17 protein-coding genes are annotated in these 21345 nt (G+C 59.1%); 9 read left to right on the top strand and 8 right to left on the bottom strand.

Annotation, left to right across the window (positions count from 1 at the left end):
* Positions 1-92: 92 nt before the first annotated feature.
* Entirely contained in the window at positions 93-2441 is a 2349-nt protein-coding gene (locus NB231_RS00135) for a DNA translocase FtsK (RefSeq protein WP_004998532.1), read from the bottom strand.
* Positions 2442-2544: 103 nt separating this feature from the next.
* On the bottom strand, positions 2545-2778 hold the full coding sequence (locus tag NB231_RS18165) for a hypothetical protein (RefSeq protein ID WP_156776843.1): 234 nt from the start codon (positions 2776-2778) through the stop codon (positions 2545-2547).
* On the opposite strand from NB231_RS18165, the gene NB231_RS00130 reads away from it, so the two are divergent.
* The 4 genes from NB231_RS00130 to infA all read left to right on the top strand — a co-directional run bounded on the left by NB231_RS00130 (position 2758) and on the right by infA (position 5984).
* The gene (locus NB231_RS00130; protein WP_040661427.1) at positions 2758-3924 is read left to right on the top strand and encodes a GNAT family N-acetyltransferase; all 1167 of its coding nucleotides are present in this window, start codon (positions 2758-2760) and stop codon (positions 3922-3924) included. The two genes, NB231_RS18165 and NB231_RS00130, sit on opposite strands and share 21 nt — an antisense overlap.
* Before the next feature lie 161 nt (positions 3925-4085).
* On the top strand, positions 4086-4838 hold the full coding sequence (gene aat, locus NB231_RS00125; protein WP_004998527.1) for a leucyl/phenylalanyl-tRNA--protein transferase: 753 nt from the start codon (positions 4086-4088) through the stop codon (positions 4836-4838).
* Complete coding sequence (locus NB231_RS00120) at positions 4835-5557, top strand: arginyltransferase (protein WP_004998525.1); 723 nt, start codon at positions 4835-4837, stop codon at positions 5555-5557. Before aat ends, NB231_RS00120 begins: the two co-directional genes overlap by 4 nt.
* A gap of 208 nt (positions 5558-5765) precedes the next feature.
* Positions 5766-5984 (top strand): translation initiation factor IF-1, encoded by a 219-nt coding sequence (infA, locus tag NB231_RS00115; RefSeq protein WP_004998524.1) that lies wholly within the window; start codon positions 5766-5768, stop codon positions 5982-5984.
* A 67-nt stretch (positions 5985-6051) separates the two neighbouring features.
* Here the strand turns inward: infA and clpA are convergent, their stop codons facing one another.
* The 3 genes from clpA to aceA form a co-directional block, all read right to left on the bottom strand.
* Entirely contained in the window at positions 6052-8319 is a 2268-nt protein-coding gene (gene clpA, locus NB231_RS00110; protein ID WP_004998523.1) for an ATP-dependent Clp protease ATP-binding subunit ClpA, read from the bottom strand.
* An 80-nt stretch (positions 8320-8399) separates the two neighbouring features.
* Positions 8400-8720, bottom strand: a complete 321-nt coding sequence (gene clpS, locus NB231_RS00105; protein ID WP_004998522.1) for an ATP-dependent Clp protease adapter ClpS — start codon at positions 8718-8720, stop codon at positions 8400-8402.
* Between the two features lie 176 nt (positions 8721-8896).
* Positions 8897-10186, bottom strand: a complete 1290-nt coding sequence (gene aceA / locus NB231_RS00100; RefSeq protein ID WP_004998521.1) for an isocitrate lyase — start codon at positions 10184-10186, stop codon at positions 8897-8899.
* Between the two features lie 495 nt (positions 10187-10681).
* Between aceA and NB231_RS00095 the strand changes: the two genes are divergently transcribed.
* The 5 genes from NB231_RS00095 (at position 10682) to acnA (ending at position 16844) form a co-directional block, all read left to right on the top strand.
* Positions 10682-11662, top strand: a complete 981-nt coding sequence (locus tag NB231_RS00095) for a LysR family transcriptional regulator (protein ID WP_004998518.1) — start codon at positions 10682-10684, stop codon at positions 11660-11662.
* A gap of 15 nt (positions 11663-11677) precedes the next feature.
* The gene (locus tag NB231_RS00090; protein ID WP_004998517.1) at positions 11678-12130 is read left to right on the top strand and encodes an NUDIX hydrolase; all 453 of its coding nucleotides are present in this window, start codon (positions 11678-11680) and stop codon (positions 12128-12130) included.
* Between the two features lie 96 nt (positions 12131-12226).
* A complete protein-coding gene (gene mnmA / locus NB231_RS00085; RefSeq protein WP_004998515.1) occupies positions 12227-13351 on the top strand; it encodes a tRNA 2-thiouridine(34) synthase MnmA in 1125 nt (374 codons plus the stop codon).
* A complete protein-coding gene (hflD, locus tag NB231_RS00080; protein ID WP_004998513.1) occupies positions 13338-13952 on the top strand; it encodes a high frequency lysogenization protein HflD in 615 nt (204 codons plus the stop codon). Before mnmA ends, hflD begins: the two co-directional genes overlap by 14 nt.
* Before the next feature lie 138 nt (positions 13953-14090).
* Entirely contained in the window at positions 14091-16844 is a 2754-nt protein-coding gene (acnA, locus tag NB231_RS00075) for an aconitate hydratase AcnA (protein ID WP_004998512.1), read from the top strand.
* Positions 16845-17294: 450 nt separating this feature from the next.
* On the opposite strand, the gene NB231_RS00070 is transcribed toward acnA, so the two are convergent.
* The 3 genes from NB231_RS00070 to NB231_RS00060 form a co-directional block, all read right to left on the bottom strand.
* Entirely contained in the window at positions 17295-19484 is a 2190-nt protein-coding gene (locus NB231_RS00070) for a malate synthase G (protein WP_004998509.1), read from the bottom strand.
* 192 nt (positions 19485-19676) lie between these two features.
* Positions 19677-20156 (bottom strand): UPF0158 family protein, encoded by a 480-nt coding sequence (locus NB231_RS00065; RefSeq protein WP_004998508.1) that lies wholly within the window; start codon positions 20154-20156, stop codon positions 19677-19679.
* 530 nt (positions 20157-20686) lie between these two features.
* Positions 20687-21271 carry an integron integrase gene (locus tag NB231_RS00060; RefSeq protein ID WP_004998506.1) on the bottom strand — a complete coding sequence of 195 codons (585 nt, stop codon included), beginning with the start codon at positions 21269-21271 and terminating at the stop codon, positions 20687-20689.
* Positions 21272-21345 lie beyond the last annotated feature (74 nt).

Raw genomic sequence — 21345 nt, 5'->3', positions numbered from 1 at the left:
TAACTCGGTGGATACGCACACAACCTCCAGATGCCGGATGGGCTCTTCTGTGGACGCTCCCCGAGCGTCAGGGGCCTGAGATTAACACGACTTCACTCGGGTGGCGGCGGAGCCAATATTTCGCGCGCACCGTTTGACTGCAAGGGTCCAACGATGCCCGCCGACTCCATCTCCTCGACCAATCGCGCCGCTCGGTTATAACCGATCTTGAGACGACGCTGTACCCCGGAGATCGAAGCACGGCGTGTCTCCGTAACCACCCGCACGGCCTGATCGTAGAGCGGATCGCTCTCACCCGCATCGCTTGGTGAGGCGAGACCGGGGATCGCGGGTGCCAAGGCGCCCGGCTCCTCCAGAATCGCGTCGATGTACTCGGGCTCGCCGGCGCATTTAAGATATTCCACGACTCGGTGCACCTCGGCGTCGGAAGCGAAAGCGCCGTGCACGCGCTCCGGAACCCCACGGCTGCTGGGACCGAGATAGAGCATATCGCCATGACCCAATAGCGCCTCGGCGCCCATCTGATCGAGAATGGTACGCGAATCGACCTTGGAGGAGACCTGAAAGGCCATACGAGTAGGGATGTTGGCTTTGATCAAACCAGTGATTACGTCCACAGACGGCCTTTGCGTGGCCAAAATGAGGTGAATACCGGCGGCGCGCGCCTTTTGCGCCAAACGGGCGATGAGCTCTTCCACTTTTTTACCGACCATCATCATCATATCGGCGAATTCGTCCACCAACACGACAATGTAAGGCATTGGCTCGAGCAGGGGTGGCTCCGCGTGCTCGATGGGCTCACCCACCACGAGCGGCTCCGGTGGGGACCACACCGGGTCACGGATAGGCTCGCCGTGTTCGATGGCCTCGCGAATCTTGCGGTTGCAGCCAGTCACGTTGCGTACGCCGAGCGTGGCCATCAAACGATAGCGGCGCTCCATTTCGGCCACGCACCAGCGCAACGCATTGGCGGCCTCTTTCATGTCGGTGACCACCGGTGCAAGCAGATGCGGTATCCCATCGTAGATAGAGAGTTCCAGCATCTTCGGATCGATCATGATCGCCCGCACAGTCTCGGGCCGGTTGCGGTAGAGCAGGCTCAGGATCATCGTGTTAACGCCGACCGATTTACCGGAACCGGTCGTTCCCGCCACGAGCAAATGCGGCATTTTGGCTAAATCCACGATCACTGGATGACCACCGATGTCCTTGCCTATGGCGAGGCTCAATGGCGCGGCCGAGGACTCGTTGAGGGCGGGCTCGATGACCTCGGCCAGCGTAATCAGCTGCCGGTGCTCGTTCGGAATCTCCATCCCGACCACTGACTTACCGGGAATCACCTCGACTACGCGAACGCTGGTCACCGATAATGCCCGGGCCAGATCTTTGGCCAGATTCGAGATCTGACTTACCTTCACTCCAGGCGCCGGCTGCAGCTCGAAGCGGGTGATGACCGGCCCCGGCTGCACAGCGACCACGCTCACCTCTACCCCGAAGTCACGCAGTTTGTGCTCGACCCGCCGGGACATCGATTCAAGCACCTCACGGCTGTAGCCTGGCGGCTGCTCTCTGGGGGAATCGAGGAGGCTGATCGGTGGCAGACTGCCTGGCTGCACCTCCTCGGATAACGGCATCTGCCGCTCCCGTCGGCTACGCGCCTCTTGCTTGAACGGCTCGAGCACCGGTTCTATACGTGGCGCCTGGCGTTCCTTGCCAAGCTTACCCGACTTGCGCGCCGGCCGCCCCGACGCCGGGGCGGCCGGCCGCAGGACATGCGGCTGCTCCGCTTTGGTATTGCGATAACGCCCCACGGCCATTGCCCCGCGCTGGAGCAGGCGCAACGTCAGCCGCCCGGTGAAGTCCATAAGCTGAATCCAGGACAATCCGCTGAATACGGTCATTCCGGCGAGAAACACCGCCAAAGCCAACAGGGTCGCGCCAACAAAACTGAAATTGGCTTCCAACCAGCCGCCGACCAAGTTACCGAGAATCCCCCCCGAGCTCAGCGGCAACGTTGCCGGTAGCGGCGCGAAATGCAGGCTCGCCAGAACCGCACCCGAGACCACGGTGATTACGAACCCGAATACGCGCAATGCAAAAACATCCCAGCGGATGTGGCCGTTTTCCTTCTGCCAGCGGTAGATCAGCCAAGCCAGCAGTGCGATCAGCACCGGTATGAGATAGGCCAGATAACCGAGCAGATAAAGCGTGAAATCCGCAAAATAGGCACCCACCACGCCGCCACGGTTGTGGATGGTTCGGGTGGCCGCACTGTAACTCCAACCCGGATCGGCCGGATCATAGCTCACCAGCGCCAGCAGCAGAAAACCGGCAACGGCAAGCAGAACGAGCAACGCAGCCTCCCGCAACCCGTGGCCGATTTGCTGCGCGAACTGATACGGCGGATTGTTGGACTCCTGTTTTGACACCATGGTGGCCATCCTGGCTGAGAATTGCACTTAAAAACACATTCTAACTTGCTATGAATAATGAAACATATGCAATGAAGCAACCCCGAACGCGGGCACACACTGCGGAAAAGGATTATACATAAGCGGCAAAAGCGGTTTGTCCGGCACGAAGGCAACCCACGGCGAGCGTACCGCGGTTGCGTCCATCGGTACGCCTCAGCAAGAGCATCAGCCTGGCCGCGCCCCCTACGGCATTATCGGTTTCATCCATAGCCAGTTTCGCCCATAGTAGCTCGTAGTCACCGGCCACCGCTAAAGTCTCGTCGATGCCGCACCGTGCACAGCCATGAAGCTCAAAATTCTGCACTCGCTCGAAACGATCCCAGCGCCCGAATGGAATTCCCTTGCCGGCACCGCCAATCCATTCCTGAGTCACGAATTCCTTGCCGCGCTGGAGCATCACGGGGCGGTCTCGCACCGAACCGGATGGATTCCGAATCATCTTGCTCTTTATGACGAACACGGCCTGGCAGCCGCGTCCCCGGGGTATCAAAAACTGCATTCATGGGGTGAATTCGTGTTCGACTTTGCCTGGGCAGACGCCTATGACCGTCATGGCATGGAATACTACCCAAAGCTGGTCAGCGCGGTGCCCTACACTCCGGTCACCGGCCCCCGCGTCTTGGTGCGCCCAGGACTGGATCGGATGGCGGTGGTGAGCGAATTCGCCGCGCAGGCGCAAGAGCTCATCCGGCACAAGGCGCTGAGCTCGACTCACTGGCTCTTCGTGGAGCAGGAGACGGCCTACACCCTTGCCGCCGCAGGTTACAGCATTCGCCTCGGCTACCAATATCATTGGAACAATGCAGGATACGAAAGCTTCGAAGCATTCCTCGCCGAACTCTCGTCGAAGAAACGCAAAAGCATCCGGCGCGAGCGCCGACGGGTTAGAGAGATGGGCATCGAATTCCGCACGCATGCGGGCCACGAAATTCCAGCCGACCTATGGCATAGCTTTCACCGTTTCTATGTCAATACCTTTCACGCCCATGGCAATATTCCTTTACTCAGCTTGGATTTTTTCCGCGAGCTCGGCGAGCGTCTACGATCCCGTGTGGTCCTGGTGGAGGCGCGTGCGCGAGGAAGCACCATCGCCGCCGCACTTTATCTGCGCAGCGATACCACACTCTATGGGCGCTACTGGGGCGACAATGGCGAAATGCACGATGGCTTGCACTTCGAAACCTGTTACTACCAGGGCATCGACTATTGCATTCGCGAGGGTTTGCGCCGCTTCGAATCCGGCGCCCAAGGCGAGCATAAGGTGGCGCGGGGTTTTCTCCCAACGCCCACTTACTCCTGTCACCACCTGCTGGATCGGCGTTTTCGGCTTGCCGTGGACGAGTTTTTGCGCCAGGAACGGGCCGCTATCGAGGACTACATTCGCGAGCGAACCCAGGCCGGCCCATTTCGCCTGGATGCGTTGGAGCGAATCGTCTCGTCGAACCCGTAGCGGCCATTGAGCCCCGACTACCGTGCCGCCAGACCAACGCATCAACTCATGTCAAAATGAGGGTGCCTTTTATTTGGCCTCGCCTGCGGCCTCGGAATAGCCGGTCTTGCGAAGGCCCGACCCATACGACAAAATCTCAGCAGGGAGCGAACACTTGGACCATGTCGCACATTCCGTGGATTGCTCCGGATGACCACACCAGCCCTTTCCCCAACGTCGAGACGGCGCTGCGGGAGCCTAACGGGCTAGTGGCCATAGGCGGACCGCTATCGCCGGAGCGTTTGGAAAGAGCCTATCGCTGCGGTATTTTCCCGTGGTTCTCCGAGGAGCAACCGGTCCTATGGTGGAGTCCCGACCCCCGCCTCATTATCTACCCGCGGAGCTTACATGCTTCGCGAAGTCTTCGTAAACGCCTGCGACAGCAGGACTATCAGCTCACCATGGACCAATGCTTCCAAGCCGTTATCGAAGCCTGCTCGACACCCCGGCAAGGCCAAGCAGGCACCTGGATCACCCCTGAGATCAGGGCGGCTTATTGGGAGCTGCACCGACGCGGCATTGCCCATTCGGTGGAGGTCTGGCGCGCCGGACTCTTGGTTGGCGGGCTCTACGGGGTGTCTTTAGGCGCCGCCTTTTTCGGTGAATCGATGTTCAGTCGCGCCACCGATGCCAGCAAGATCGCGTTGGCCTGGCTAGCGGCCCAGCTCGATGCATGGTCGTTCCACTTCATCGACTGTCAGCTGCCGACCCCTCACTTGCATGCCTTGGGAGGTGTCGAAATCTCGCGGTGTCGGTTCATCCGTGAGCTCGACGCGGCGTTAGCATATCCCACTCGCTTGGGTCCCTGGGAGTTCAGCGCGCAGTTTGATCCACTTACGTGGATCAAACATAAGATCACAGAGGACAAACCATGAGCCAATTGGACCAGGCTCGCACGCGGCGGCTCACCGTGCTGGCAACACCAGAGCACGCGTGTCCTTATATCGCCGGGCGCAGCGCGCGTACGACTTTCATTGAACCAGGCACCCCGCTCAATACGGCCCTCTATGCCGAACTGATCGAACAAGGCTTCCGCCGCAGCGGCTATTACCTCTATCGACCTCGCTGCCCCCGCTGCAGCGCCTGCCAATCGCTGCGTATTCCGGTGACTCAATTCCGTGCCCGTCGCCGACACCAGCGGTGCCTGCGGTGCAATATCGACGTTCGCCTCGACTCCGTCGCCCCCCGCTATCGCGATGCGCATTTCGCGCTCTACTGCCGCTACCTGGCGGCCCGCCATCCGGATAGCAGCATGGCCAACCCAACGCCCGAGAATTATCAAAGCTTCCTGACGCGCAGCTGGTGTAACACCGAGTTGCTGGAACTGCGCGAGAACAACCGGCTGTTGGCGGTCGCTGTTGTGGACGATCTCGGCAACGCCTTATCAGCCGTGTATACGTTCTATGAACCCGAGCTTCCCGAGCGCAGTCTAGGCACTTTGTCTATCCTACGGGCGATCACGGAAACTCGCCGCCGCGGCTATGATTATCTTTACCTCGGCTATTGGATCGCGGGCTGCGCGCGCATGTGGTACAAGAGCGAGTTTCGCCCCCATGAAGTGCTGACACCCACAGGCTGGGTCTCGGTAAAGTGAGTTTAATCGCCGGCAGGAGTTGGTTAGCGGCGCCGGCTCCGCTAGAATCTCGCCTCGGCCCTACCCCACAGACCAGCCGTGGTAACAGGCGCCGAACCGTACCAAGGTACGGCAAAATGTTCCGCTGGCGGCAAAATCTGCTCATGCTTACCCAACAACCGCCTGCCCACACAAATCGGAAATCCAGACAACAATACGAGAGGGCTGAATGACCAAAGAAGACCACGTTCGAATGCAGGGGACTATAGTGGAGGTCCTACCCAACACAATGTTCCGGGTCGAACTCGAAAATGGCCATCTGGTGACCGCACGCATCTCGGGCAAAATGCGTAAGCATTATATCCGTATCCTGCGCGGTGATAAGGTGACCGTCGAACTCACGCCCTACGATCTGAGCAAAGGGCGCATCGTTTATCGCGCACGTTAAGCCCTTGCATTCCAAAATTCGAGCGCATGCTGATCATCAACAAACCGCCCTCCCTGGCAGTTCCAGGTCAAGTCACCACATCGGGCTCGTTGATAGCGAAGGTGAGCTCATCGTCCTCGACATCCACGACGACGTGACCGCCGCTCGCCAGTCGCCCGAAGAGCAGTTCGTCCGCCAATGGCCGCTTGATCCGATCCTGGATGAGCCGAGCCATGGGCCGAGCACCCATCTTCGGATCATAGCCATGCTCGGCCAGCCAATACCGGGCCGAATCGCTGACGTCAAGGGTGACTTTCTTCTCAGCCAGCTGGTGGCGCAGCTCGCGCAGGAATTTGTCCGCAACACGCTCGACCACCGCTGGAGCCAATGCATTGAACTGTATGATGGCATCCAACCGGTTGCGAAACTCCGGAGCGAATATCCGCCGAATGATCTCCATGCTATCCGATGAGTGGTCCTGCGCGGTAAATCCGATCGAGCGCCGACTCTGCTCCTGCGCACCGGCATTGGTTGTCATCACCAGAATGACGTTGCGGAAATCGGCTTGCCGGCCGTTGTTGTCCGTCAGCGCCCCATGATCCATAACTTGCAGGAGCAGGTTGAATACATCGGCATGCGCCTTTTCGATCTCATCGAGCAACACCACCGAATGGGGATGTTTGATCACCTCCTCGGTAAGCAACCCGCCTTGGTCGAAACCGACGTAACCAGGCGGTGCGCCGATCAGCCTCGAAACGGTGTGCCGCTCCATATACTCAGACATATCGAAGCGAAGCAACTGAACTCCCATGACCTCGGCCAACTGGCGCGTCACCTCGGTCTTACCCACACCTGTAGGCCCTGCGAACAGAAAACACCCTACCGGCTTCTCGGTATCGCGCAATCCGGCACGTGACATCTTGATGGTCGTCGATAAGGTATCGATGGCCTGATCTTGGCCGAAGATAACCCGCTTGAGATCCTGGTCGAGATTCTCCAGCAGCCGCATATCCGATGTGGAAACCCGCCGTGGGGGTATCCGCGCCATCTTGGCGATGATGGTTTCAACGTCGGTGACGTTGACCGTCTTGCGCCGCTTCGACGGCGGCAGCAACCGTAGCTTGGCGCCGGCCTCGTCGATCACGTCAATGGCTTTGTCCGGCAGCCGCCGATCGGTGATGTACTTCGCTGCGAGCCCCGCCGCAGACTCAAGGGCGGGCTGTGTGTAGCGCACCCCGTGGTGCGCCTCGAAACGCTCCTTGAGCCCCCGCAAGATCAGCACCGTCTCCTCGATTGTGGGCTCGGAGACGTCGATCTTCTGAAACCGGCGCGCAAGTGCCCGATCCTTCTCGAAGACTCCACGATATTCCTGGTAGGTTGTCGAGCCGATGCACTTCAGCTCGCCACTCGCCAGCATCGGCTTGATCAGGTTGGAAGCATCCATCACGCCACCGGAGGCCGAACCCGCGCCGATCACGGTATGGATTTCGTCGATAAAGAGAATGGCGTTTTTCTCGCGCTTGAGCTGTGCAAGCACTCCCTTGAGACGCTTTTCGAAATCGCCCCGATATTTGGTCCCGGCAACGACAGCGCCCAGATCGAGACAATAGATACGGGCATCTTTGAGTACATCCGGAACCTGCCGGTCCACGATCATCTTGGCAAGCCCCTCTGCGATCGCGGTCTTGCCGACGCCGGCCTCGCCGACGTACAACGGATTATTCTTGCGCCGCCGACAAAGCACTTGGATCGTTCGCTCAATCTCGTTGCGCCGACCGATCAAGGGATCGATCTCGCCACGCTCCGCCTTGGCGTTGAGATCCGCGGCAAAGCTCTCGAGCGGCTTGCGTGAACTGGGCTCTGCAGCGGCTTCCTCGTCATCCTGCGGCATTCCACTGGGTTCAGTGCCATCGCCATCACCCGGCACCTTGGAGATCCCATGGGAGATGAAATTCACCGTATCCAAACGAGAAATGTTCTCTTTGTGCAGGAAATACACCGCCTGCGATTCCTGCTCGCTGAAGATAGCCACGAGCACATTCGCTCCAGTAACTTCCTTCCTCCCTGAAGACTGCACGTGCAAAATTGCCCGTTGTAACACGCGCTGGAAGCCCAGTGTCGGCTGAGTTTCGCGGCTGTCATTGGGTGGCAGCACCGGCGTGGTCTCATCCAGAAAGCTCTCCAGGTCCCGGCGCAGCTGATCCAGATTTGCACCACAGGCACGCAAGACCTCTAGCGCCGCCGGATTGTCCGTCAGTGCCAGCAAAAGGTGTTCCACGGTCAAAAACTCGTGGTGCTTCTCCCTCGCCTCTTTAAAGGCAAGATTCAGCGTAAACTCAAGCTCTTTACTCAGCATGCGCCTTCACCTGGTTTCAACGTGTTCACGGAGCGCCCGCTCTAATTAGACTACGGGTACGAAATTGAGTTCCAACACGCTCAGACCGGCTCCATCGTGCACATCAGGGGGTGGTCGTTCTTGCGTGCATGTTCGTTGACCAGATCCACTTTGGTCTCTGCCACGTCCCGATTGTACACGCCGCAGACACCCTTCCCGCGCGTATGGACGTGGAGCATGATCTGAGTCGCCTTGCCACGATCCATATGGAAAAATATCTGCAACACCTCTACAACGAACTCCATAGGAGTGTAGTCGTCGTTGAGCAGCACCACACGGTACAACGGTGGACGTTTGACCTGGGGCTCCGCCTGCTTTACGGAAAGGTCGCCTTCACGTCGGGGGGCTTTGTCTCGACTCATGGCCTTACCATCAATCTATCGACCCAGACCATTTATCTGGGGCCTCAATGTTCATTGTAAAAGACCCCGCGAGTCCATCCAACGAGCAGCGCACAAGTTTCCGCTAAAGCCAGAAACCGGGACGCTTGGCCCCGGTTTCCGAATGGTCACAGAGCCCCCCTCAGGTCAAAGCTGTCTTATTTCGCCACCTGGAACTGGGACTCCTCTGTGGAACCGTTCAAGGCGGTGACCGAAGATTCTCCCCCTTGAATCACCCGCGTCACTTCGTCGAAGTAACCAGCGCCCACCTCTCGTTGATGCCGGGTGGCCGTATAGCCGCCGCTCTCCGCGGCAAACTCCGCTTCCTGCAACTCCACATAAGCCGACATCTGCCGTTCCGTGTAATCCTTCGCCAAGCGAAACATGCTGTAATTCAAGGTATGAAAACCAGCGAGGGTGACGAATTGAAACTTGTAGCCCATGGCACCGAGTTCGCGCTGAAAACGAGCGATCGTTGTCTCGTCCAAATTCTGCCGCCAATTGAATGACGGCGAGCAATTGTAAGCCAACAGCTTGTCTGGATCGTCTTTGCGAATCGCCTCCGCGAACTCCTTGGCGAACTGCAGATCCGGCTTGTCAGTCTCGCACCAGATAAGGTCTGCATAGGGCGCATAGCTCTTGCCCCGAGCGATGGCCTGTGCTGGACCAGCCGCGGTACAGAAGAAACCCTCCTTAGTTCGTTCACCGGTCAAGAACGCCTTGTCGCGCTCGTCTGCATCGGTCGTAAGCAAGCTCGCCCCCAGAGCATCCGTGCGTGCGATCACCAGAGTCGGCACCCCCATGACATCCGCCATAAGCCGCGCCGCGATGAGCTTCTGGACGGCCTCTTGGGTCGGCACCAGTACCTTGCCGCCCATGTGACCGCATTTTTTGACCGCCGCCAACTGGTCCTCGAAATGCACACCCGCGGCACCGGCTTCGATCATCCCACGCATCAATTCGAAAGCGTTGAGCACACCTCCGAAGCCGGCCTCAGCATCGGCTAAAATGGGGGCCATCCAGTCGATGCCGCCGGCGCCTTCGCAGTGATGAATCTGGTCGGCGCGCAGCAGCGCATTATTAACCTGCCGAACCACAGTCGGTACGGAGTTCACCGGATACAGGGATTGATCCGGATACATGGTATGGCCTAGATTGGCATCGGCCGCGACCTGCCAACCGGAAAGATAAATGGCTTTCAGACCGGCTTTCACCTGCTGCACGGCCTGATTACCGGTCAACGCACCCAAGGCGTTGATAAAAGGCTCCTCGTGAAGCAATTGCCAGAGCTTCTCGGCACCACGCCGCGCCAGCGTGTACTCGATAGCTACCGTCCCCCGTAGCCTCGCGACATCTTCGGCGCTATAACCGCGCGCTATGTTGCGCCAGCGTCGATTCTCTGCCCAATCCCGCTTGAGTTGTCCTATAGCCGCTTCGTCGTTATGCATCTCATGCCTCCCTTTCAGGGCTAGAGGTACTGCCGGCTCAACCGCGGGCCAGCGGTCCCATATTCAAAGCGTCACGCGTGGAGATTTCCTCCATCAGTCGGGCAGTTCGCCCATTCTGATCGGCCGCTATGCCCCCTTACCGACTTCGGCGCAGACACCTTGAACTCCTCCCGCAGGGTTACGCGGTAGAGATCCACGCTGATCGGGCAACCGCCGCTCTTATGCGGTTCCCGCAAACTGCGGTGTGACCGATACTCCCTTTGCCCGCCAGCCCCATCGAGACCGGCGACCCAGTTCGTCGAGGGTTTTACCAGTCACACCCACACCCCCTGTGATCAAGCCTCAGCCGCATCACCTCGTCACTACGTACGCTCGTTGACACGAGTGGCGCGCAGGCGATTGTAAATCAGTCTAATGCCACACCAAATCATTTGACAACCCAATTTACCAAGAATTAAATATTGCAATATTTAATAATTATGAGGGCAATGATACGTGCTCAGCACCGCCTCAAAAAGGGGAAATAAATACAATAGGATTAAACAGCTACGTGCTTTCTGCTGCACGGCACAGTACCGCAGCGTATCAAAGGCCGCCCAACGGCTGTGCCTCAGCCAGCCCTCGGTCTCTCTGCAGATTCAGGCTCTTGAGCGTGAACTGGGGATTACCTTGTTCGAGCGCCGGGGCCCACGCATCCGTCTTACGCCGGACGGAGAAACACTCTACGAACTGGCACAACCGCTGGTGGAAGGAATCGATGCGCTACCTGAGCGCTTCGCCGCTCACAACGAAAACTTACAATCAGGACGCCTGGACATCGCGGCCGGCGAGTCCACAGCACTGTATCTTCTGCCGGATCTGATCGGTCGGTTCATGACGCTCCACCCCGGCATGCACGTAAAACTGCACAACTTGGCGGGCAAGCCGATGTGTCACGCCATCCGCCATGACGAAGTGGACTTCGCCATCGGGTCCATGCTGGATCTCCCGGAGGACATCAGCTACCGGGCAATCTACTGCTACAGTTTGTCTCTGATCACCCCGCTCGATCATCCATTGGCACGCAAGCGTGCCATTACGCTGCAAGACCTCGCCAGTAGCGAGCTCATCGTGCCCCCGCGGCACTTAACTACATGGCGCTTGATCAATCTGGTGTTTCAACAGCACAGTATTCCTTACAAAGCGCGTCTTGAGGTCGGCGGTTGGGAGATCATTAAGCGCTACGTAGAGCTCGGTTTCGGTATCGCCATTGCCAGCAACCTCTGCCTATCCGGTTTCGAGAAGCTGGCGGTCCGGCCACTACCGGAGGTGTTCCCGAAACGGACCTACGGCATTATGGTGCGCCACGGCAAGTTCCTCTCGCTCCAGGCCAAACGGTTTATCGAGCTGATGCGCCCCGAGTCACAGCCAACCGACCGCTCGGCGCCGAGACTACATCCCAATGCGAGCGTGTTCATCGCAGCGGACGAGGCATGAAGCCCGGAGTTGACAATGACTGTATGGAAACCGCATGTAACCGTCGCTGCAGTAGTCGAGCGCGCGAACCGCTTCCTGATGGTGGAGGAAACCGCCGAAGGACGCCGTGTTCTAAACCAACCGGCGGGGCACCTTGAGCCGGGTGAGAGCCTGCTCGAGGCAATGGTTCGTGAAACGCGAGAAGAAACTGGCTGGGAGGTGGAGGGGCTTGCTCTAGTCGGCATCTACCGCTGGCCGCCACACCCGAATCACAGCAAGACATTCCTGCGGGTGACGTTCGCTGCGCGAGCGCTTTCCCACAACCCACACCAAGCGCTGGATAAGGGCATCCTGGGCACGCATTGGCTGACTCGCGACGAACTCACCGCTGCAGTGGAGTGGTTACGCAGCCCCCTGGTGCTTCAGTCTGCTACGGATTACCTTGCCGGGCGGCGTTACCCGCTGGAGCTGTTTCGCGATCTGGAGTAAACAGTGGGGCACGACCAACAAACTGTATTATACTACCACCCGATGTAAGATGTATCATTAATACACCTTTATTAGCCGTGACACTTTGACCTGACAATGTCCCCTCGCACGCGTTACATCGTCGGCCTCTCCGGTGGCGTAGACTCCGCCGTCGCCGCACTGCTGCTCCTTGAGCAAGGTCACGCAATTCAGGGCCTGTTCATGCGCAACTGGGAGGATGACGATACCGCCACCTATTGCAGTGCCGAGCAAGATCTCGCCTATGCCAAACAGGTATGCGCACAGCTCGATATCCCGCTGCATGTGGCGAACTTTGCACACGAATACCGTGCGGAGGTGTTCGACCACTGCTTGCGTGAATACCGTCGCGGGCACACACCCAACCCGGACATTCTGTGTAACCAGCGAATCAAATTCCACGCCTTTATCAACTATGCGCAACGCCTAGGCACCGATCACATCGCCACCGGCCATTACGCCCGTAATATCGAGCGCCATGGCACGTACCATCTGTTCAAAGCTAAGGATGCCGACAAGGATCAAAGCTACTTCCTTTACACTTTAGGGCAGCGCCAACTGGCACGCGCCACCTTCCCGCTGGGCGAACACGCCAAATCCACGGTGCGTGCCCTAGCCGAGCAAGCCGGCTTCGACAATTTCGACCGTAAGGACAGCACAGGCATCTGCTTTATTGGCGAGCGCGCTTTTCGCCCGTTTTTAAGCCGCTACATCCAACCCACCCCGGGGCCTATCGAGACCCCAGAGGGAGTAGTCGTCGGCCGGCATCAAGGAGTCAGTTTCTACACGCTCGGGCAGCGCCAAGGACTCGAAATCGGTGGGCGCGCGGGGCGCTCAGGCAAACCTTGGTACGTAGTCGGCAAGGATACGCCGGCCAATCGCCTGATCGTTGCCCAAGGGCACGACCATCCATTGCTGATGAGCGTGGGGTTGGAGGCAACCGAGCTGTGCTGGGTGGCCGGGCGGCCACCCAGCACGCCGCTGCGCTGCTTTGCCAAGACGCGCTATCGCCAACCCTCCCAAAGCTGTGTAGTGGAGGCCATTACCGCCGATTGCGCACGCACCGTATTCGATCAGCCGCAACGGGCGGTGGTACCAGGCCAATCGGTGGTGTTCTATTGTGACGAGGAGTGTATCGGTGGTGGAGTTATCCAACAAACATTCCCCTGGCATACCCATGAGACACGCTATGGAATCGCCTGATAGCGAACAGGTGCTCGCATTGGCCGGGATGGTCCAAGCCCTGGCGCAAGTACGCCAAGTCGCCAGATACGGCCATTCCGACCCGCGCCGCACCGAACCCTGCCTGCGCGCGTTGCTCGGAATCTATGCGGGCGATACCGCCGCGCTGTATGGTGGGCGTGATCAATTGCAGCCTGGACTGCATTTATTGGCGGACCACCTCACCCACCCCAGCGAGGTGCAACTCACCCGTTATCTGGTGTCGGTGCTGCATCTGGAGCGCAAGCTCACCGCCAACCACCGGCGTTTTCGAGAAGTGACCGAAGGGGTACGCCGCGCCGCCGAACAGGCGGCCTACTTTGGCCTCTTGCATGATAATGTAATCCGAAATCTGGGCGGGCTGTATACTGAGGCGGTCAGCTCGATTCGCCCACCCATCATCGTCAGTGGCGAGCGCGCGCATCTGGATGATCCACGCAATGCGGCACTGATCCGTGCGTTGTTGCTCTCCGCTATCCGTGCCGCCAGCCTTTGGCGCCGAGCGGGTGGCAACCGACTGCGGCTCATCTTCTTCCGTCAGCGCCTTATTGCCGAAGCCCACCGACAGCTTGCCACATCCTGAGCGCTGCAGTCTGAGCGTGCGCAACCTCGGCATGACTGTTCAGCATGGCTATAAAATATAGGGCGTGGCAGCGATACCAGCTATTCGAATGCCGACGGCGGCCACGGTCGGGATCAAAGACAAGAAAGCAGGAATAACATGAGCAACAGTTTCAATACCCGATCCACCCTCGAAGTAGATGGCGATCCTTACCAGATCTATCGCTTCGAGGCGCTGAAGAGCAAATATGACGTCGACCGCCTCCCCTACTCCCTGAAGATCCTGCTGGAGAACCTCCTCCGTAAGGAGGATGGTAGGCACGTCACCGAACAGGACATCGAGGCGCTGTTGAACTGGGAGCCAATGGCCGAACCCGGCGTGCAGATCGCGTTTACCCCCGCGCGCGTGGTCCTGCAGGATTTCACAGGCGTGCCAGCCATCGTCGACTTGGCCGCCATGCGCGATGCCATGCAACGCCTCGGCGGCGAGCCCAAACTCATTAACCCGCTGGAACCGGCCGATCTGGTCATCGACCACTCGGTCATGGTCGACTACTTCGCGACGCCAAATGCGCTCAAAAAAAATACCGAACTCGAATTCCAACGCAACGAGGAGCGCTATAAATTCCTGCGTTGGGGCCAGAAGGCTTTTGCCAATTTCCGAGTCGTGCCGCCGGGCACGGGTATCGTACACCAAGTGAATCTGGAGTATTTAGCCCAGGTTGTATTCACCAAAACGACCCCGCCAGCCACGCTCGCCTATCCGGATACGCTGGTGGGGACCGACTCGCACACCACCATGATCAATGGGCTAGGAGTGCTCGGCTGGGGAGTCGGCGGCATCGAGGCCGAGGCCGCCATGCTGGGGCAGCCCATTACTATGCTCCTTCCCCAAGTAGTCGGCTTCAAGCTAACCGGCAAATTGTCCGAGGGCGCCACCGCCACCGACCTGGTCCTGACCGTCACCCAGATGCTGCGCCAAAAGGGCGTGGTCGGCAAGTTCGTTGAATTCTACGGCGACGGCCTGGATAACCTGCCCCTGGCCGACCGCGCCACCATTGCCAACATGGCGCCAGAGTATGGCGCCACCTGCGGTATTTTCCCGATCGACCGGGAAACCTTGCGCTACCTCGAACTCTCTGGACGCGACCCGGCAAGGCTTGCGTTGGTAGAAAGCTACGCGAAGCTGCAAGGGCTATGGCGTGAGTCCGGCAGCCGCGAAGCCGACTATAGCGACACCCTGGCCCTGGATCTCGGCGCGGTGGTGCCGAGCCTTGCCGGCCCCAAACGGCCCCAGGACCGCATTGCACTGACAAATGCCCGACAGGCCTTTCTCGGAACGCTGCGCCAGGACTTGGAAAGCCGACACGCACTGCCAGCGAACCATGAGGAGGAACGTTTCGCCTCCGAGGGTGGCGACACGGCTATAGGCTGGCAGGGTGGGCACGAAACCGGTGCAATCGAGATCGAGCTCGGCGCCGAGAAGCACCTGCTCAAACACGGCGCAATCGTCATCGCCGCCATCACCTCCTGCACCAACACATCCAATCCGGCCGTACTGATCGCCGCCGGGCTGGTAGCCAAAAAGGCCAACGCGTTGGGGCTGAAGGTGAAACCCTGGGTCAAAACCTCACTGGCTCCCGGCTCCCAAGTCGTCCCCGCCTACCTGGAGAAAGCAGGCTTACTCGGTGAATTGGCAGCGCTCGGCTTCAATGTGGTGGGGTTCGGCTGCACGACCTGCATCGGCAACTCCGGCCCCTTGCCGGAGGCCATAGCTCAGGCCATCCGTGAAGGCGATCTCGTCGTGGCATCTGTCCTCTCGGGCAATCGCAACTTCGAGGGCCGCATCCATCAGGACGTACGTGCCAACTATCTGGCATCCCCCCCTTTGGTGGTCGCTTATGCATTGCTCGGTTCCATGGCCAGCGACCCCTATCGCGAGCCGCTGGGTCGAGACCGCAATGGCAAAGCGATCTATCTCAAGGACGTTTGGCCCAGCCAAAGAGAGATCACCGAGCTCATGGGAAACAATATTTCGTCAACCATGTACCGCGAGCAGTACGCCGATGTCTTTGCCGGCAGTGAGGCCTGGCAGGCGCTACCGGTCCCCGAGGGGGAAATCTATCAATGGCCGGAGTCCACCTACGTTAAGCACCCGCCGTTTTTCGAGGGCATGAGCCTAGAGCCCCCGGGCCCACCCAAGATCGAGGCCGCACGCTGCCTGATCATGCTGGGCGATTCCATCACCACCGATCATATTTCCCCGGCCGGAGCCATCAAGCCGGATAGCCCGGCCGGGCATTATCTGCAACAACATGGCGTGGCACCGAAGGACTTCAATTCCTACGGTTCGCGCCGGGGCAACCATGAGGTGATGATGCGCGGCACCTTTGCCAACATTCGCCTGCGCAACAAACTCGCTCCGGATACCGAGGGTGGTTGGACCACTCACTTCCCATCCGATACCCAGATGAGCATTTTCGATGCCGCGCAACGCTACCAAGAAACGATGACTCCGCTGGTGGTGCTCGCCGGCAAAGACTACGGAGCCGGTTCTTCGCGCGACTGGGCGGCTAAAGGCACTAAGCTACTCGGCATTCGCGCAGTCATCGCCGAGAGTTTCGAACGCATCCATCGCTCCAACTTGGTGGGATTCGGCGTACTTCCCCTGCAATTCAAGCCCGAGGAGAGCGCCGAGCGGCTTGGTTTGTGCGGCAAGGAGATTTTTTCGATCGGCACTCTGGCGGGTGAGCCGGGGAGCGTATCCGTTAAAGCGGTTACCGAGACCGGAGAGGTCACTGAATTCGAGGCAACAGTGCGCATAGATACCCCGACTGAATGGGATTACTATCAGCATGGCGGTATTTTGCACTATGTGATAAGAGCGCTCGCCAAGCAGAGCGAAGCGAGCTGATCCCGCTTCTCGTATGCAGCGGTCTTTCGCTAATTAGAATCTAATATTGGAACGCCGCGGCGCCGCCTGGCGCCGAATTCACTCGAGGCAAGGCGCGTGCGCGGCGAGAGATTACGCTTTAGCGTGTCCACCCCAAGGATGCCGAGAAAGCGTGCGGGTAATGTAGAATAGCTTCCATTAAATTCGATATCTCAGCTACTCCACCTGGAGAGACCAATGGCAAAGCAGCAACAACGCGGGCCTCGTTTGCTCAAATCTTTTGGTTTGGGGGCTTTCCTCGCCGCCATCGCAGCCACTATCTATATAGTCTGGATAGGTGTAACGGGACAGCCGATTCCCCGTTGGTTTTTAATGCTAGCGACGGTTTTTTAAATACCGCTTTGAATACCGCACCCAAGCCACCGCGGCGCGCGAGTCATACATAATGCCGGCCTGCGTCACCGGCTGCGACTAACAGCCGTATTTCTTTTTCGCCGCTCGGCGGTGGCGGTGCAATAGCGGTTCGGTGTAACCATTAGGCTGCTCTCGGCCTTGGAAGATTAAATCGCAAGCGGCCTGGAAGGCGATGCTACTATCAAAATCCGGGGCCATGGCTCGGTAGTTCGAGCCCCCGGCATTTTGTTGATCGACGACTCGCGCCATGCGCTGCAACGTCTCCCTCACCTGCTGCTCCGAGCAAATACCATGGTATAACCAGTTGGCAACATACTGACTGGAGATGCGCAAGGTGGCCCGATCTTCCATCAGCCCGATGTCGTGGATATCGGCCACCTTCGAACAGCCGATTCCTTGCTCGACCCAACGCACCACATAACCAAGGACACCCTGGCAGTTATTATCCAGCTCCTGCTGAATCGCCGCGTCTGTGAGCCTCTGCCCGTCCATTAGGGGGAGCAGCAGGAGCTCGTCCAGGTTGGGACGCGGCCGAGCCGCTAGCATCTCCTGGCGGTGAACCACATCGACCCGATGATAGTGAATGGCATGGAGCGTTGCGGCCGTAGGCGAAGGTACCCAAGCACAATTCGCGCCGGCGAGCGGATGCTCGATCTTCGTCGCCAACATGGCCGCCATCTCATCCGGCTTGGTCCACATCCCTTTGCCGATCTGAGCCCGCCCCTGCAATCCCGCTTGCAGGCCGACCGCCACATTCCAAGCTTCGTAGGCTCGCAGCCAAGCGGTTTGTTTCATAGCATCCTTACGCACCATGGGCCCCGCTTCCATGCTGGTGTGGATCTCGTCCCCCGTGCGATCCAGAAACCCCGTGTTGATGAAGATCAGGCGCTCCCTGGCGGCGCGGATGCATTGTTTGAGATTGAGTGTGGTGCGCCGCTCCTCGTCCATCACCCCGAGCTTTAGCGTGTTGCACCTCAGACCAAGAGCCTCTTCTATCCGGCTAAAGAGCGCGCAGCTCAGTGCGACCTCGGCCGGACCGTGCATCTTGGGTTTGACGATGTACACGCTGCCGGCTCGACTGTTGACGTAACGACCCAATCCCCGCAGGTCATACAGCGCGATGAGCGAAGTCAGCATGGCATCGAGGAAGCCTTCGGGAACCTCCGCGCCGTTGCCGTCGAGCACGGCATCGGTACTCATTAAATGCCCGACGTTGCGCACCAACATCAAGCTGCGGCCAGGCAGCACTAACGTGCCACCTTCCGGGGTCGTATACTGGCGATCCGCATGCAGGCAGCGCGTAATGGTCCGACCCGATTTCTCCACAGAGGCTTCCAGATCCCCTTTCATCAGGCCGAGCCAATTGCGGTAGACCAACGTCTTGTCCGCGGCATCCACCGCGGCGACGGAGTCTTCACAGTCCTGGATCGTCGTCAGCGCCGACTCTAGAACGATATCTTTCACCCCGGCCGCGTGTTCACGGCCTATGGGATGGCTGCGGTCCACCGAAATTTCCAGGTGTAACCCGTGATTGCGCAACAGCACGCCCTCAGGCTCGCGGCCACCGACATAGCCCACGAACTGCTGCGGCTGCCGCAATTCCGTCTCACGGCCGTCGCTCAGCTTGATCAGCAGCCGCCGCTTACCATCGCTCTCCTCACCCAGCACATAGCCAAGCGCATCGCGATGCCGGCCATGCGCTAGCGGCGCGATCTCATCGAGCAGATCGGCAGCATAGGCCATAACTTGGCTACCACGCCGCGGATTGTAGCGCGTACCACGCTCGGCACCGGCCGTCTCCGGTATAATGTCGATGCCGTATAGCGCGTCATAAAGGCTGCCCCAGCGGGCATTGGCGGCATTGAGCGCATAGCGGGCATTGTTCACCGGTACGACCAGTTGCGGTCCAGCCACTTGCGCGATCTCCGGATCGACATCGGTGGTCGTGATCTGGAAATCCGCCTCTTCCGGCAGCAGATAGCCAATTTGCTCGAGAAACTGCTTATAGGCTTCGGAGTCGTGCGGCCGCCCCCGGCGTTCCCTGTGCCAACCATCGATCTTGGCTTGCAGTTCGGCCCGCTCGGCGAGCAGTTCGCGGTTGCGCGGACCCAACTCGGCGACCACCCCGGCGAAGGCCGTCCATAGCGCCTCTGCATCATACCCGAGCGCGGGCGCCAGCTCTTGCGCCACCAAATCATGCAGCGACTTGGCCACCTGCAATCCCCCGACCTGAACACGTTCCGTCATACCCGAAACCCTCGATCGGCGGATGAATTGAGTGACTCGATAATGCCAGGGCTGCAGCCAGCGCGAGCACTGGAGCAAATCTTAAGGCCCGCAACCGGTTGCTTTAACTCGATGGCGCCGGGAACGGGCCGCGCACCGATCCCGACGCACTGATTCACTGGCGTCTACAACAAAGCGATTCTCGTCCCAAGCTCAGGCGGAGCTTTTCGACTCGACATAGCCTATCCCGTGCGAGTCGAGAAACTCGGCGATGAGATCTCTTAGCGCCTCTTCCTTGAACTGATTCCACTCATCCTGAGCGCTCTTGGCCTCGATCAGGTCGTTGAAACGGGCCGCTGCCTCCTGGCCGCGAACCGCGTTCAGCAAACTTTCCCGGAATTGCGGGTCATCAACCGCAGCGCAGTATTTCTCCATCAGCGCGAATTCGACGCTCGCTTTGTTCGGTAAAGCGACAGAGTCATCCGAGGTCACCACTTCCTTGACCTTTGGCAAAAAATCCTCCATCAACCAATCGGCGAGCTCGCTCGCCTGCTCTTCCTCCAGGGCGATCCGCGCTTCCCTGTCCGTTATGGTCATTAGCTCGCCGGTTTTGCGATTGAGATAGATCGTCCAGCCATCTTGTAGGGCTTCGACTTCAGTCACAATTTGGCGCAGCGATACCGGAAGTGCCATATCAATAGATCCTCATAAATCTGCTAGCATAGTGTTCAAAATTGCGGCCAGCCGCGGCGTTTTTCTGCATCATGTGTGCCGGTGTATTCCGCCGGCAAGCGTTTACGCTGCAAGCAACACGGCTTCTGAATAGCAAACAGCCTGCAATCTAATTCCGGATAGGGTCCATATCTTGCCATCCCGCGAGCGGGTCAGCGACGACTGACCGGCCAACATGGCTAAATAACGGGAACAGTAAGACCGCGCCCACCACATCCATTGCAGATGTCTGCAACGCTCGGCGAAAGTGTACCTTGAATGCACCCAGCCGCCCATCACCGCAAGAGCTGACGAGGTCAACAACCCACGTAAGACGCCGTTCCGGATGAGTACCGATCGCTATGCCGACCGACCACGTCCAGCCCCAACGGCACCACCTTAACACGTGGCTCGCCGCGGCCGGTCCGTAATGGGATCGGGTAAGACGCGCTGCGCTGCTGGTGGTCCGCGAGTTTCGGCCATGAGAAGCTCGAAAACAGCCAGCTCTGGAATCACCGATCCAGCGGACTGCGCACACCCCGGCCGCCGCAGTTCGCGACGTGCGTATAGATCATCGTGGTATTCACGTCCCGGTGCCCCAGTAACTCCTGAATCGTGCGGATATCATAGCCCGCCTCCAGTAGATGGGTGGCGAACGAGTGCCGGAACGTATGACAGGAGGCGGGTTTCGACACGCCCGCTGCGCGCACGGCCTGTTTCACCGCCCGCTGCAGCGATTTCGGCTCGATGTGATGCCGACCGACGCGGCCCGAGCGCGGGTCGGTGGAGCGCTTCGCCGACGGGAACATGTACTGCCAGCCGAACTCCCGCGGCGCATTGGGATATTTGCGCGCAAGCGCGTGCGGCAGCCAAACTGCACCAAAGCCATCGGCTAGATCCTGATTATGGATTTCTCGAACACGGTCGATCTGCTCTTCGAGCGACGGTCGCATCGACTCCGGCAGCAGTGTCACCCGATCCCGTCCGCCTTTCCTATCCCGAACCACGATTTGCCGCCGGTCGAGCTCGACATCTTTCACCCGCAGGCGAACGCATTCCAGCAACCGCAACCCGGCGCCATACAGCAATGACGCCATCAGCGCGTTACGGCTTGCAGATGCGCCAGCACGGAGCGGATTTCCTCTCGCGTGAGCACAACGGGCAGACGTTG

The organism is Nitrococcus mobilis Nb-231 (assembly GCF_000153205.1).
GTDB lineage: Bacteria > Pseudomonadota > Gammaproteobacteria > Nitrococcales > Nitrococcaceae > Nitrococcus > Nitrococcus mobilis.
This window is presented reverse-complemented; position numbering and strand designations above follow the sequence as displayed.